Below are 13,793 nucleotides of genomic sequence, written 5' to 3' on the forward strand. Positions count from 1 at the left end.
TTCTGAGAGTACTGGCTTATGCATTGAGAATTCTATCAAGATTTAGTATAAAATAAATTTGAATGATAGACACACCCAGAATCTGGATTAAGCTTATATCCCCCAACCGACGCCTGGAGTAGAGATGAAGCTGCCGGGCACAGCAACACAGCCTGAGAACATACAGATAGCGATGGGCAAGCTGGATATCAGGAGGGGCATGACATTTCTCGATATCGGCTGCGGCTCAGGTGCAGTATCGCTTGCAGCATCGCGATACACAGACAGAATCTATGGGATAGACAGGCGGCAGGAAGCTGTTGAGGCGTCAGGATCCCTGGTGCCCTGTGGCAATTTCATATGCGGAGAGGCGGTCGATGTCATTCCGCGACTCCCCCAGGTCGACAGGTGCTTCATAGGCGGCACAAGGGATATCGAGAGATTCCTTCCTGCGCTTGGGGATAAGGCAGCTCCTGGATTCAGGCTCGTCGTCGACGTCGCGAGGATAGGCATGGTATCAAAGGTGGCAGGGCTCGTCGAGGATCTCTTCACGCTTGAGGAGGTTCTTCAGATAAACATATTCAGAGGCTACTGGCTGGCAGGAGACATAGCCTTAAAGCCTGTGAATCCCATCTTCATGATAGTAGGAAGAGGGGATTGAATGCTTGTGGGTGTGAGCCTAGGGCCTGGCGATCCTGGTCTGCTGACCCTCCGGGCGATAGATGTGCTGAGGGCGAGTGAGAAGGTCTTCGCCCCAGGAGAGCTTGCAGCTGAGCTCGCCAGGCCGTACTGCGAGCCGGAGATCCTGGATTTTCCGATGACAGATGATCTTGAAAGGCTTGAGGAGATATGGGAGAGAAATGCGGATACGGTTGCAGGCTATGCTGAAAAATGCCTCACATCTTTCGCGTGTCTTGGCGATGTCAACACCTTCTCGACCTTCTCTCATCTCAGGAGAGTTCTCATGAGGAGGCATCCAGGGATTGAGATCGACACGGTCCCCGGGGTTGGTATAATCCCTGCGGCTGCAGCTCGATTCGGCATAGGCTTTGAGAGATCATTTCTGGTATCTGACGGCTCAGAGCCTGATGCAGTTCTCAGGCTGAAGGCGACAAGGCCTGCTTCAATCGCTGCGGATCTCCATGCGCAGGGATACGGTGAGTTCATACTGGGAAGCAGGCTCTACACAGCCGATGAGATGATAGTCAGAGGGGAGATGCCGGTGAGGAGCAGCTACTTCAGCGTGCTCTATGCCAGGCGCGTGCGCTGATTCGCGGGGGTGTTATGTTCGAGAAAGAAGAGTGGAAACCCCAGAAGGTCTACTTTGTGGGTGCGGGCCCGGGTGATCCGGAGCTCATAACTCTGAAGGGTTACAGGCTTCTCAAAGAGGCGGATCTGGTGATCTACACAGGCTCGCTGATCAACAGAGATCTTCTTGCCGGTCTCAGGGCGGAGCTTGTCGACAGCAGCACCCTCTCTCTTGAGGAGATAACCGAGAGGATGCTGAGCAGCATCAGATCCGGCAAAAGGGTGGTCCGCCTCCACAGTGGCGATCCATCGCTCTACGGGGCTATCCTGGAGCAGATGAGGCCGCTGGAGGAGAATGGCATCGAGGTCGAGGTTGTCCCTGGAGTATCGTCACTCTTCGCAGCAGCCGCCGCGCTGAGGACGCAGCTCACGCTCAAGGGGGTCTCGGAGTCGCTCATAATCACAAGGCCTGCCGGAATGACCCTTGAGAGGGATGAGATAGGGGATCTCTCAAAGCACGGATCCACGATGGCGGTATTTCTGGGCGCTGAGAGGATCAGGGAGATCGTAGCTTCTGTGAGGCTTCCGCCGGATACCCCTGTAGCCGTCGTCTACCATGCCTCATGGCCCGACCAGCAGGTGCTGACCGGAACGCTTGGGGATATAGCGGAGAGGGTCGAGAAGGCCGGCATAAACAAAAGTGCCCTTATAATTATAGGTGGAGTGGTCAGGAGAGACGGGTTCAGGAGGTCTCATCTATACAGAAGTCGGTAGCAGTTCTTGTCTTTCCGAGGGATAGGGAGAAGGGAGAGCAGCTCTCCAGCAGCCTGAGCTCAAGCTACAGAGCAGCTCTCCACACATACAGGAAGGGCATAATGGAGGAGCTCTTCAGGGAATACGACATGATCCTGGCCCTGATGGCGGTCGGCATAGTGGTCAGGCTTGTATGCCCCCTGCTGAGGGACAAATGGACGGACAAGCCTGTCGTCTCTGTGGATGCGTCTCTCAGGACTGCGGTTCCGGTAATCGGAGGCCATCATGGGGCAAATGATCTCGCGCTTCATCTCTCCAGACATCTTGGACTGTATCCAGCCATCACAACAGCAACAGATTCGTCAGGGAGGCCGAACCTGGAGGGCATCGCATCTGCATTCGGCGCTGTGATTGTGAACAGGGATGCATCAAGGCATATCAACGCATCATTCCTGCGGCAGGATGTTCCAGTCGTCAGGCTCAGGGGCCCCAGGATAGTGATCGTGGATGAGGATGTGGCTGTGCTGAAATCAGGAGGGCTGATTGCAGGTCTCGGGGCCAGGAGGGGGGCAACCGCAGATGAGATAATGAGTGCGATAAGATCCGCGACCGTCGAGGCCGGACGGGATGCATCAGATGTGAGGGTTATAGCCACATCCATGATCAAGAGCGGTGATCGGGAGATATCGAGGGCTGCTGCAGAACTCGGCGCATCTGTTGTTTACCTCCCTGATGATGCCCTCAATGCGCAGGTACCTGTGACACCATCGAGGGCGAAGATGCTCGGCCTCTCAGGTGTCGCAGAGCCAGCGGTCCTGGCCCTCGCGCAGAGGATGATACTGCCGAAGAGGGTCTACGGGAGGGTGACGGTTGCCCTCGGAGAGTAGGCTCAGCATCGTCGGCATCGGCCCCGGGGATCCTGAGTGCATGACGCTGCGCGCCAGGAGGGCGATAGAGGGCGCGGACTTTGTTGTAGGCTACCGCACGTATCTCGATCTCATACCATCCATACTTAAAGATAAGAAGGTCTTCCCGGGAAGGATGGGCGGGGAGGTGGAGAGGGCAAGGCTTGCCGTTGAGCTGCTGGATGACGGCTCAGTGGCGCTGATCAGCAGTGGAGATCCGAATGTGTATGGAATGGCGAGCATAGCCATCGAGGTCGCTCTCTCCTCAGTTGATCCATCCAGGATTGAGGTTGTTCCTGGCGTCACCGCCTTCTCGGCTGCTGCCTGCAGGGCAGGAGTGGTCTTCAGAGATTCTCTGGCCGTCGTGAGCCTCAGCGATCTGCTGACACCCTGGGAGGAGATCCGGCACAGGATCGGGGTCGCAGCCTCCATGGGAATGCCGTTCGCCCTCTACAATCCAAGGAGCTCCAGAAGGGACTGGCAGCTTCCTGCAGCTCTTGAGATGCTGAAAGACGCGGGAAGGGGTGGAGATGGAGTCGTCATAGCGAGGAACGTCTCACGCGATGGCGAGTCCATACGGAGATGCACTCTGGATGATGCGCTTCTCCATGCGGGGGAGATCGATATGCTCACCCTCCTGATAACAGGAGGAGTACATAGGGCTGTGGCAGGTGAGGGGATATCAATAGCTGGGGTGGGTCCGGGGAGCTTCGAGAACCTCACGCATGAGGTTGTGGACGCGGTGAGCTCTGCAACACTCCTCCTGGGGGCGGAGAGGCATCTTGAGTGCATAAAGGAGCTGATCGGCGGAGATGTTTTCACAGGCACAGGAAGCCGCGAGGAGAGACAGATTCAGAGGTTTGAGAGGGCGATGCGAGAGCTGCGGAACGGGGGGTCGCCGGTCATCACTGTTGGCGGAGATCCAAGCATATTCAGCGCGGCTGGCCGCTACGTTGAAAGGGGCCGATCGGTGAGAATGCTTCCCGGTGTGAGCGCGTTTGCTGCTGCTGCAGCGAGAGCCGGCGCTCCGGTCTCGAACGACTTTGTGCTTCTCTCCAGGGCGGTTCCACCGGACAGACTGTCACGTCTTGCAGATGCGGGATTCAGCATATTTCTGTACAATGCAAGTGGATACGCAATAAAAAACATCTCCGACCGGCTGCCAGGCTCAAGACCCTGTGCTGTGGCGAGGGATGTGACACGAAGGGGGGAGTTTATGGAGATATGCAGCGCATCCGAGCTGGCTGATCTGCGGCTCGATGGATCCAGGTACATGCTGATTGTATCCGGGCCGGGCTCCAGGATAAGGGATGGGATGATCGTGGCCAGCAGAGGATATGAGAGAAAGTACTGTGTGTGAGATGGTGGTTATGGACAGATACTCAGATCTTGGCGCCATGACGCCAGAGGCGTTCGAGATTTCGAGGGCGAGCAGGGAGCTCATCGCCAGGATCGTCGGCGATGAGACCCTGGAGGACAGGATAAAGCAGAGGTGCGTCATGGCAACAGGTGACCCGAGCATAGCAGAGAGCCTGAGGTTCGTGATGGATCCGGTGAGGGCTGGATTCAGGGCGCTCGATGAGGCCGTGGACATCTTCGTGGATATAAGGATGGTCGAGGCAGGTATTGTCAAGAAGGGTCACAGATCCAGAATAAGAACGCTGATAGAGATGGGCGAAGAGATGGCGAGCAGGCTCGGCATCACCAGGGCCTCTGCAGGGGTGATGGCCGCAAAGGATGAGCTCGATGGCGCTGTGGTCGTGATAGGCAATGCGCCCACTGCTTTGCTGGCGCTATGCGAGATAATGGAGAGAAGAGAGGCGATGCCATCGCTGGTCATAGGGATTCCTGTCGGATTCGTGAGAGCTGCAGAGAGCAAGGATAGACTGCGAAATGTAAAGGTTCCATCGATATCGAACGTGGGCACCAGGGGCGGGACCCCTCTCGCTGTCGCGGCGATGAACGAGATAATCAACATGTACCATCAGGGCATCAGGTAGAATGCTGTATCTATGTTCCGAGCGCGCTGGGTCTACGAGATCGCTCTTATGTCTTGTAACTCGAAAGACATGCATGCCTGTTGCTTAATGCACTCATTCGCTCGCCAGGCCTTCGACGCTGTCGAAGATAAAGTCGAAACGAGCGCACAGCATGACTGCTCTATCCGGGCAGGTTATCAGATGGATCGGAGCGTACTAGATTAGCATCTCTGCGGTTCACCAGAGGTCCGATCATCGCGTTCCCGATGCGGGCGCGTTCAGATCCTGCTCTGGGAGATAAGGTGGCACACATCATGATCGATCCCGTGACGGGTTTCAGGATACCGGATGAATGGCTCAGGAGATCTTCTCTGGAAGATATCGAGGAGCGGATAGAGAGCGGCCTTTGGGTTCTCCTCTCGAACGGCCGGATGCTCCGCAGAGGTCTTACCACAGGGACAACAGCATCAGCCGCGTGCAAGGGCGCGGTGCTCTCCATGATGGGGGATGTGGATGAGGTTGATGTGTGGACCCCAGCCGGAATAAGGGTGAGGGTGAAGGTGGAAGCATCCGGTGGAAGATGCATTGCTCGGAAGGACGCCGGGGATCACGTCTCTGATATCACTCACGGTATGAAGATCATCGCAAGCGCATCGCCGTCAGAGCGCTTTGAGCTCGTCGCTGGAGAGGGCATCGGTAGGATAGGGAGAGGCGGTCTCTCCGCGGATATCGGCAGACCCGCGATAAGCAGATCTGCGCACGCTCAGATAATAAAAGCGATCGAGGAGGGTGTCGCAGAGGCAGGGCTCAGCGGAGCCGTGGTGCGCCTCTCGGTTCCCGATGGGAGAAGAATCGCGCTCAGGACTCTGAATCCGTCTGTTGGTGTCGAGGGTGGGATATCCATTCTGGGGTCAACGGGATTCGTCGAGCCGTGGAATGAGCATCTTGAGCATGACATCTCTGAATCGCTAAGTGAGCTTGATAGGGTCGTTGCCACAACTGGGAGAACAGGTCTCATGTACAGCAGGATGCTCTTTCCGGATCATACTGCGGTGCTTATAGGATCAAAGCTCGATATGCTCAGGATGCGCACCGGCCGGGAGACCGTGCTCTGCGGCCTTCCAGGGCTCATACTCAGGTGGGCAGAGCCTGAGATGCTCGATGGCACCGGCTATGCGACAGTGGCGGAGCTTATCGAGCGGGAGCCGGATCACCCGGCGATCACCAGAGCGCTTGAGCATCTCGGAAAGATGCTTCCCGGAACCAGGATAGTTCTGATAAAGAGGGATGGGAGCATCTTCAGGGATACAGGATTGATTTGAGCATCCGCCCATCATGCACTTTGATGGATTTCCTGGCGTTAATGGAGATTGATGTGCAATGAAGATCGTCGGTGTTGGTGCAGGTCCTGGCATGATCACGCTGGAGGCGATCGAGGCTATAAGATCAGCGAAGCTGATATACGGATCGGAGCGGGCGATAACTCTGGCTGGAGATCACATACCACCTGGCTGTGATGTCAGGGTAATCAGAGATTACAGATCGCTGAGGAGCCTGCCGGACGATGCAGTCGTCCTCTCAACCGGTGATCCCATGCTCAGCGGCCTCGGATATCTTGGAGGTCATGTCATCCCGGGGATATCAAGCATGCAGGTCGCATGCGCGCGCCTCGGCCTGAGCCTTTTAAAGGTCGTGCCGGTAACATTTCATGGCCGCAAGATGGATCCAGAGGCTGTCGCGTTCGAGCTGAAGCATGGCAGGTGCGTGTTTCTTCTTGCAGATGACTCGACAGATCTGAACGCGCTCTGCAGTTATCTTGAGGATACGGGAATCCACAGTGACGTCGTCGTTCTCAGAGATCTCGGATATCCGGAGGAGAAGATAACAGCGGGCACGACCAGAGATCCGCCAGAGGCGAGAGGACTCTTCAGCGTGGTGATAGGCGATCTGAGATGATGTCTGCGGAAGTTTGTTGATCGTGTTACCGCAATCTGCCAGCTGCCTTCTCACACAACCACACGATATCGATGATGATCTTCAGGGGCTGTGTGCCGAAATTGCTGTAAATTTGCTTCGTGCTGGTGCGAAGCGCACCGATCAGTTTTGAATTTACAGCAAATATAGTACACTGCCCTTCAGGTTCGGAGTGGCTCATGCCGGTGATTCTGCGGATCGATAATCTCGCAGAAATATTCGGAGTTTTTTGAAGCTGGTCTGCCAGAAACCGCCTCTCCGACGATTCAACCACATGAGCAACTTCAATTTTATGTCATGTTTTTCATCTCATTCGTAGAGATTCATTTCACAAACGGCAACCTATTTATTCAATCGTCTCCAACAGTCTTCACATGAAGAGCATGGTTAAGGTTTTTATCGACCACGAGCATCTCCTCAAGGTCATGAACATCCTAACAGAAGTGGGGATCACGGGATTTTACATCTACGAGTACAAGGGGATGTCTCCCAGGGTCTGGAAGGATTTCCGCCTAAGGGAGGATCCGGAGATGACACTTGATGCGATCAGGAACTTCTCCGAGCCAGGGGTTATGGTGAATACCGTCGTCAGCTCGAACAGGTGTGAGCGTCTTGTTCAGAGCCTGGAGCAAGGTTTAAAGGGAAAGAGGTTCACAGTGATCATACAACCAGTGACATCGATAAAGGTCAGAGGAGATTAAGTTTAATGCAGAGCATGAAGGAGGAGGTCGAGTCCACCCTTGAGTCCATACGGAATGTGCTCAGGATCGAGGGCGGGGATGTAGAGCTTGTGGATATAACAGATGGCGTTGTCTATGTGAAGCTCACGGGGAGCTGCGCAGGGTGCCCATTTTCCCAGATGACTCTCAAGAACTTCGTGGAGCGTGAGCTTAAAAAGAACGTATCGGGCGTGAAGGCTGTAGAGGCTGTATAGCTCTACTGCCCCTGTCGACAGCTTAAAGCATTCTGATCTGAACTAGAACTGCTACGAGGTAATATCTGTGTACCCGAATAAGAAGGTCCAGTCCCTTATAGGCACCAAGATACAGGTTGAGATGAAGGGCTCTCAGAGGCACGTCCTCGAGGGCATACTCAACAGCGTGGATGAGTATCTCAACCTGCACCTCCTGGAGACCGTTGAGATTGTTAATGGAGAGAGGACCAGGTCTCTGGGGTCTGTGATTCTGAGGGGAAACAACATAATACTGATCAGCCCGGTTGAGTAGGATCAGGGGGAGGGTGTGATGATAGAGGAAGCGCTGGAGTATATCAGATCCAGTCCGGATGGAGTTCTCCAGAGCGATCTCTGGAAGGCCCTGGGAATTGACTCGCGAAAGTGCTCCCGGATAGTCGCAAAGCTGCTCAAGGATGGGCTGATAACAAGGGAGGAAGAGCTCGCTGATGGCGTCAGGACGTACCGGCTCAGAGCAGTTGAGAGGCCGGCATGCACCGATCGATTCACCCCACTTATGGCATCTGGTATTTTCGATCCATGCGCAGGATGCACCGATGAGTGCGTGCCTGAGCGGTGCCCAAAGCTGAGCGAGTGGCTCTTCGCCCTGGCGTTCAGCAAGAGCACCGGACAGAAACCGCATGCTGCCGCTAGCCTGTGAGCTTTTATGTTGCATGCTGCCCAGAGCATCATCATCTGAGTGAATCAGTGGGATCGATTCGCTGAATGTCATCTTCTCCATCACATGCCAACACGCTGAGCCGGATGGGCTGAGGATGTGTGCAGAGTTCGCTACCCAGACCGGCATTTCAGCATCTCTTTCAGACCATCCTCAAGCCCGTATTCCGGCGCGTACCCGAGCACCTCTCTGGCGAGGGTGATGTCGGCCACAGAATCCCGCACATCACCCGGGCGCGGTTCGGTGTAAACGGCCCGAACGTCCCTGTTCAAGATTTTGCTTATGGCATCGAGCAGGCGGTTCAGGCTTGTGGCACATCCCGTGCCGATATTGATCGCAAGACCTGGGGCATTCGGAGAGGTGCATGCGAGGATGTTCGCCCGCACGACATCCTCAACGTACACAAAATCCCTTGTCTGCTCTCCATCGCCGTAGACCACAGGCTGGCTTCCTGATAGCACCGCATCGATGAACTTCGGGATGACGGCTGCGTACTCTGATGCTGGATCCTGGCCGGGGCCGAAGACATTGAAGTACCTGAGAGAGACGCACTCGAGACCGTATATCTCACAGAACACCCTGCAGTAGTGCTCGCCCACCAGCTTCGTCACCGCATACGGGCTCATTGGCCTCGGGACCGAGCTCTCCCTCTTGGGTAGATCCGGAGAGTCTCCGTAAACAGCGGAGGATGATGCGAACACGACTCTTCTCACCCCGCAATCTCTTGCCGCAACGAGCACAGCGAGCGTGCCATCGGTGTTGCTCCTGTTCGTCATCATAGGATCGATTATCGATCGCTGAACCGATGGGAGGGCGGCCTGATGGAGCACGTAGTCCACAGACTCAAACTCCGCTTTCAGCATCTCGATGTCATTGATATCACCTTCCACGAACCTGATGCGCCCCTCCAATCCGCGCAGGTTCTCACGCCGCCCCGTGCTCATGTTATCGATGACAGTGACATCATTCTCCTCACAGAGCGCCCGGGCGATGTTCGATCCTATGAATCCGGCGCCGCCTGTTACAACTATTCTCCTGTTCTGCAACGACATCCTTCCTTGCGCAAGCGTTTGTACGACATCCCTGTCCTGTATGGAACATTATCTTTGCCGTACTGTCTTCCGTTGTATAATAGAGGTCTCCTGCATGTAGCTTTAGTTGTAGATCACATGCGGATTCGCTCAGATATCGCAGCGCATCGAAGAGGCCATATATGCATATTTTTTATGGCATACTTTTAATAATACGAACCAATGGCATCTTTATATAAACCTGTGTTCCACATTTTTAGGCATATGGAGTCGTAACATGGAGATTCGTGATGCCTATCCATTGGTCATCGGTTAGGATTTTCTGCAAATATTTTGGCCATGAAATTTGGCAAATTGAGATCGCACCAGGTATTTGCTCAATATCGTGAGCGTACTTGAGTTACTGATCAAGTGAAGCCGCTATCATCGGGCATGTTGTTCATCCAGAAATCCGCCAAGATGGCAATTTACCTCAACGTATTGAGCATGTTCCGCACCAGAGTGGAGAGCTTGATTCAAATCGACAGCCTGTGGACTTGAGTCCTGATAGCAGTACTGAGGCGAGATAAGACTATTATAGTATTCCGTATAAGTTGATATAATATTGCACGTCACATGAAATCATCTATGAAGTATGACACATCTAGTAGATTTTAAATGGATTTACATGAAGTGACGCAAAAGACTATAAGTTCAACGCTCTTATCCATCTGATAACTTGCCCGAAGAGGCACCAGTCACGCTGTGCGCTCGTGGCGAGCGAATGAGTTCATTCAGCAACCGGCCTGCATGTCCTTCAAGTTGCTGAATACATAAGAGCAAAGTTCAATTCTACACATGTCGATCTTAACCGATGATGCATGATGACATATGCATATCGTATGCAGATTACCCAATGGACACAAGCATAAAATTCGATGAGAGCATACCATGGTGCCCTCATCATCTCGGCCAGTTTTCATCCAAGCTCTTCATTGTCTGAACTTGATAGCCCTGTCATACACGATCTCTGAATAGGATGGACCTGTCTTTGTAGCCTCCTCCAGGTAGCTCCTCCACGCAATGAAAAGCGGCTGATTCAGCTCTATGCCGTAAGCTCCAATCCCATAGGGGACTTCATAGCAGTGTGGATCACCATTGCAGTTCCTGGCCAACTTGTATACGTAGAGGTATTTAGCATTGGGATTGTTTGGGAGATACTCTTCTGCAGTCCCATTGAACTCCTCGTCGGTGATTGCTTTGAGGCCGTTGAATAGATCCGCTCCGTAGATGGCAAAGTTCGAGTACGTAGCCTTCCCTGTAGCTACATGGTTGACACCATAGACAATTATGAACTCATTAGTATCGTTGCTTAAAGTGATGGCAGGATCCCGCAAGAAATCATAGTAAAGCGATAGATCGGGGAAAGGAGGCGTAGGCGAAGAGACCGTTTGGCTTGCCGACCATAGATAGCAGCAATCATTGTCAGGGCCCAGGGCATCGATTCCTCTCTGAATGGCATCGCTTCCTGATTGAGTTGCTATACTGGTTGGAAGCTCTGTGGCATTCAATCCGCTGTATTTGGTCAGAATCGCAATCTTCAGCTCTTCGAGATCATCCATGAGGTCAAACTCGGTCGTCCCTGTTCCGCGGACTCTTAACTCCGGATAATCATACGGATCCAGCTCCGCGCTCTCTTTTGGGGTTATGCGGAATACTTTCGCTGGAGCATTATTGAGATAGTCCTCGCCGGCTTGCGGATCTTTGTATAGAGCGGGACGGATTAGCATGATAAACGTATCCGAGCTATCATCTACTCCCATATTCAGCATGGAAGAGGGAAACACCTGGGTGTTAAATGTGCCGACCGAATATCCTGCTGATATGGCTGCTGCACGGATTCGTTGATCGATGCCTCTGTCGGCCGTAGCAACTATCACCGTGGTCTGATTGAATGGATTTCCGGCCGCCCCGCTGGGCGTTCCTTCAGTATTGATAACCAGATTGTTTATCGTATCGCCCAATGGGGCAAAGATCCATCTCGTCTCGTTTCCATATGTTCGAGAGAGCAGGTAATGATCGAAGCTGAAGTACCTGCACTCAGGTGGAGTTCTTCCCACGAAAACAATCGCTTCATCTGGACCAAGATTCCAGAAAGCTGATGTGCCCTGAGACATTCCAAGTGCTTCGGTTATCCGAGAAAATAGCTCAGGTACCTCATGGCTTGGCGCCGGTGGAACAAAGTACGTCAAATATTTTGTACTTGGATTATTTCCGTAAGCTGCTGGCAGTACACCCAAATCGCATAATTTTATAAGATCCAGGTATCCTATTCTGCCCTCCTGCACAGTGAATCCATCTTTCTCCAGTGCTTCCTGAAACACATTTACGTCACCTGTTGTCGCATTCTGTGCAAGGCTGGGCCACAACAAAACGGTGAACCCAAGCACAAGCAGTACAAAAACTCGCATTTATAACTACCTCTACATTCTATAGTTTAATCCAAACTATAAAAACATATGTAAACTTGTGCTGTGTTGAATAATTAAGGCCTGTAAGGTCGAACGCCATCGATTTTTACTATAATTACAATTAGTATAAATTAGTCCTCTGCTATCGTATACTCAAACATTATTCAACACAGAAGTTGAAGTCGTCTCGAAACTATAAATACCTCTTTCTGGCACATTATCAATCGTGAAGTTCGATGGAATTTAGAGAGCTGACGAGGAATGGTTGTTCATCAAACCACTCTTACCGCCGCAGCCAGCAGTTGGCAGAAAGAGAGCCGACGACCGGAAGACCATCAATGGGATACTGTATGTGCTTGTAACCGGATGCAGTGGTTTGCTTCCTGGGATTCCTGCAGCTGGCCGCATTTCTCATCATCTGGAGGAAACTGTGAATTTTGAGACGACTTCGATAGAAGCATGCAGCGGCATTCGCAGATCGTTGAGCAGGAGGTTGATAGGAATCCTTTTGTAAAAAGCCATCACGTATTATCATGAATGATGCGCGATGAGATCGCTTTGATCGTGGTACTGTTGCTTTTTTCAGGCTGCATACAGCCAGAGGGGCAGCAAGAGGTCACAGAAGGTGTGGTATCGGAGGAGTGGCGGCCTGATGGCGTCGTGGGCGAGAATGAGTACTCTCACACTCTAAAGCTCTACAGTCCTGCGAGGCAGGGATACACTGGCGGAACGATGACAGCCTCCTGGAAGATCGATGATGAGCATCTCTACATGGCCCTCAATGGAAGCACCCCTGGATGGCTCGCCATCGGCTTCGAGCCCGCTGAGTGGATGAAGGATGCGGATATGGTGCTGGGGTTTGTTGAGGGTAATGCGAGAGTGCTTGACGAATATTCAACAGGCAACTACGGCCCGCATATCGATGATACAGCACTCGGAGGCACCGACGACATAATGGAGCATGGCGGCAGGAGCTACGGTACGCATACTGTAGTGGAGTTCAGAAGAAAGCTCGACACAGGAGATCGCTTCGACAAGGTGCTGAGACCTGGGAAGAACGTATCGATAATCTGGGCGATGTCCGACAGCATGGATCCAAGTGTGAAGCACAACATCGCATACGGGGAGGGTGTGATATATCTGGGAAGATTGGAGAACTCTGCGCAGCGGGTCTCACAGAACCTGACCCGGAATGATTTCGAGTGGATGCTTTTCATATGGAAGGAGGAGAAGGCAGCGCGTGATCTCTACAAGACGCTTTATGAGATGACGGGCATGGCGATCTTCCTGGATCTGGTGAGATCTGAGCAGAGCCACATGGATCAGATCGGAGCTCTCATGAAAAGATACGGAATAGAGACGCCTGTTCTGGAGAGGGGAGTGTTCGATAATCAGACGTTGCAGAGGATCCATGATGACCTGCTCTCGAAAATATCCTCGGATCATGATGCTCTCAGGGCAGCTGCGAACTTTGAGGAGATCAGCATTATCGATCTGGAGAGGGCGATGGGTGAAACCAGTAATGGAGAGATACTTGATGTCTACAGCGGGCTCCTTGCAGGCTCGAGGAAGCATCTGCGCTCTTACGTGAGGGCTCTGAAGGATAGGGGCATCGAGTATGCACCGGTCTACCTTAGCGCAGGCGAGTATGAGGAGTTTGTGGGAGGTGCTTAAAATGATGCCGCTTTTATCTATTCATCGACTTGATATGAAGGCCGGTTGGTGAACGCACTCATTCGCTCGCCACGAGCGCACAGCGTGACTGGTGCTCCATAACAAAATGTTTTAACCATTGCGTCGATCTATCCAGGCTATGGGTAGAAAGAGAGTGCATGAAGTGAGT

Annotated in this window: 15 protein-coding genes and 1 pseudogene; 14 read left to right on the plus strand and 2 right to left on the minus strand. The window is 52.9% G+C overall.

Annotated features, from left to right (window positions below; all coding sequences use genetic code 11):
• Positions 1-124 precede the first annotated feature (124 nt).
• From QHG98_09245 to QHG98_09300, 12 genes are all read left to right on the plus strand, one after another.
• Positions 125-640 carry a class I SAM-dependent methyltransferase gene (locus QHG98_09245; GenBank protein MDH7597902.1) on the plus strand — a complete coding sequence of 172 codons (516 nt, stop codon included), beginning with the start codon at positions 125-127 and terminating at the stop codon, positions 638-640.
• Positions 641-1,249, plus strand: coding sequence for a cobalt-factor II C(20)-methyltransferase (locus tag QHG98_09250; protein MDH7597903.1), 609 nt, complete (start codon positions 641-643; stop codon positions 1,247-1,249). It abuts the gene before it with no gap.
• A 14-nt stretch (positions 1,250-1,263) separates the two neighbouring features.
• Complete coding sequence (cobM, locus tag QHG98_09255) at positions 1,264-2,001, plus strand: precorrin-4 C(11)-methyltransferase (protein MDH7597904.1); 738 nt, start codon at positions 1,264-1,266, stop codon at positions 1,999-2,001.
• A 53-nt stretch (positions 2,002-2,054) separates the two neighbouring features.
• Positions 2,055-2,867 carry a cobalt-precorrin 5A hydrolase gene (gene cbiG, locus QHG98_09260; protein ID MDH7597905.1) on the plus strand — a complete coding sequence of 271 codons (813 nt, stop codon included), beginning with the start codon at positions 2,055-2,057 and terminating at the stop codon, positions 2,865-2,867.
• On the plus strand, positions 2,851-4,245 hold the full coding sequence (locus QHG98_09265; GenBank protein ID MDH7597906.1) for an SAM-dependent methyltransferase: 1,395 nt from the start codon (positions 2,851-2,853) through the stop codon (positions 4,243-4,245). Before cbiG ends, QHG98_09265 begins: the two co-directional genes overlap by 17 nt.
• A 10-nt stretch (positions 4,246-4,255) precedes the next feature.
• Complete coding sequence (locus QHG98_09270; protein ID MDH7597907.1) at positions 4,256-4,885, plus strand: precorrin-8X methylmutase; 630 nt, start codon at positions 4,256-4,258, stop codon at positions 4,883-4,885.
• Positions 4,886-5,166: 281 nt separating this feature from the next.
• Entirely contained in the window at positions 5,167-6,186 is a 1,020-nt protein-coding gene (locus QHG98_09275) for a cobalt-precorrin-5B (C(1))-methyltransferase (GenBank protein MDH7597908.1), read from the plus strand.
• 58 nt (positions 6,187-6,244) lie between these two features.
• The gene (locus tag QHG98_09280; protein MDH7597909.1) at positions 6,245-6,820 is read left to right on the plus strand and encodes a cobalt-precorrin-7 (C(5))-methyltransferase; all 576 of its coding nucleotides are present in this window, start codon (positions 6,245-6,247) and stop codon (positions 6,818-6,820) included.
• A 392-nt stretch (positions 6,821-7,212) separates the two neighbouring features.
• Complete coding sequence (locus QHG98_09285; GenBank protein ID MDH7597910.1) at positions 7,213-7,539, plus strand: MJ1244 family protein; 327 nt, start codon at positions 7,213-7,215, stop codon at positions 7,537-7,539.
• Between the two features lie 14 nt (positions 7,540-7,553).
• Positions 7,554-7,772 (plus strand): NifU family protein, encoded by a 219-nt coding sequence (locus QHG98_09290; protein MDH7597911.1) that lies wholly within the window; start codon positions 7,554-7,556, stop codon positions 7,770-7,772.
• Between the two features lie 67 nt (positions 7,773-7,839).
• Entirely contained in the window at positions 7,840-8,064 is a 225-nt protein-coding gene (locus QHG98_09295; protein MDH7597912.1) for an LSM domain-containing protein, read from the plus strand.
• A gap of 18 nt (positions 8,065-8,082) precedes the next feature.
• Positions 8,083-8,451, plus strand: a complete 369-nt coding sequence (locus QHG98_09300; protein MDH7597913.1) for a MarR family transcriptional regulator — start codon at positions 8,083-8,085, stop codon at positions 8,449-8,451.
• 131 nt (positions 8,452-8,582) lie between these two features.
• Here the strand turns inward: QHG98_09300 and QHG98_09305 are convergent, their stop codons facing one another.
• Both QHG98_09305 and QHG98_09310 read right to left on the minus strand, forming a co-directional pair.
• Positions 8,583-9,515, minus strand: a complete 933-nt coding sequence (locus tag QHG98_09305; GenBank protein MDH7597914.1) for an SDR family oxidoreductase — start codon at positions 9,513-9,515, stop codon at positions 8,583-8,585.
• Positions 9,516-10,471: 956 nt separating this feature from the next.
• Entirely contained in the window at positions 10,472-11,950 is a 1,479-nt protein-coding gene (locus QHG98_09310; GenBank protein MDH7597915.1) for a hypothetical protein, read from the minus strand.
• A gap of 265 nt (positions 11,951-12,215) precedes the next feature.
• Between QHG98_09310 and QHG98_09315 the strand changes: the two are divergent.
• Together QHG98_09315 and QHG98_09320 are read left to right on the plus strand one after the other, a co-directional pair.
• Positions 12,216-12,326 (plus strand): annotated as a pseudogene (locus QHG98_09315) (transposase).
• Positions 12,327-12,514: 188 nt separating this feature from the next.
• Positions 12,515-13,624, plus strand: coding sequence for a DUF2202 domain-containing protein (locus QHG98_09320; protein ID MDH7597916.1), 1,110 nt, complete (start codon positions 12,515-12,517; stop codon positions 13,622-13,624).
• Positions 13,625-13,793: the final 169 nt, after the last annotated feature.

The sequence above is a fragment of the Methanothrix sp. genome (assembly GCA_029907715.1).
Taxonomy (GTDB): Archaea; Halobacteriota; Methanosarcinia; order Methanotrichales; family Methanotrichaceae; genus Methanothrix_B.

Bases quoted from the DNA above. Each gene is read 5' to 3' on its own strand.
- QHG98_09285 (MDH7597910.1), top strand. From the start codon at position 7,213: ATGAAGAGCATGGTTAAGGTTTTTATCGACCACGAGCATCTCCTCAAG.
- QHG98_09280 (MDH7597909.1), top strand. From the start codon at position 6,245: ATGAAGATCGTCGGTGTTGGTGCAGGTCCTGGCATGATCACGCTGGAG.
- QHG98_09310 (MDH7597915.1), bottom strand. From the start codon at position 11,950: ATGCGAGTTTTTGTACTGCTTGTGCTTGGGTTCACCGTTTTGTTGTGG.
- QHG98_09300 (MDH7597913.1), top strand. From the start codon at position 8,083: ATGATAGAGGAAGCGCTGGAGTATATCAGATCCAGTCCGGATGGAGTT.
- QHG98_09270 (MDH7597907.1), top strand. From the start codon at position 4,256: ATGGACAGATACTCAGATCTTGGCGCCATGACGCCAGAGGCGTTCGAG.
- QHG98_09290 (MDH7597911.1), top strand. From the start codon at position 7,554: ATGAAGGAGGAGGTCGAGTCCACCCTTGAGTCCATACGGAATGTGCTC.
- QHG98_09245 (MDH7597902.1), top strand. From the start codon at position 125: ATGAAGCTGCCGGGCACAGCAACACAGCCTGAGAACATACAGATAGCG.
- cobM (MDH7597904.1), top strand. From the start codon at position 1,264: ATGTTCGAGAAAGAAGAGTGGAAACCCCAGAAGGTCTACTTTGTGGGT.
- QHG98_09250 (MDH7597903.1), top strand. From the start codon at position 641: ATGCTTGTGGGTGTGAGCCTAGGGCCTGGCGATCCTGGTCTGCTGACC.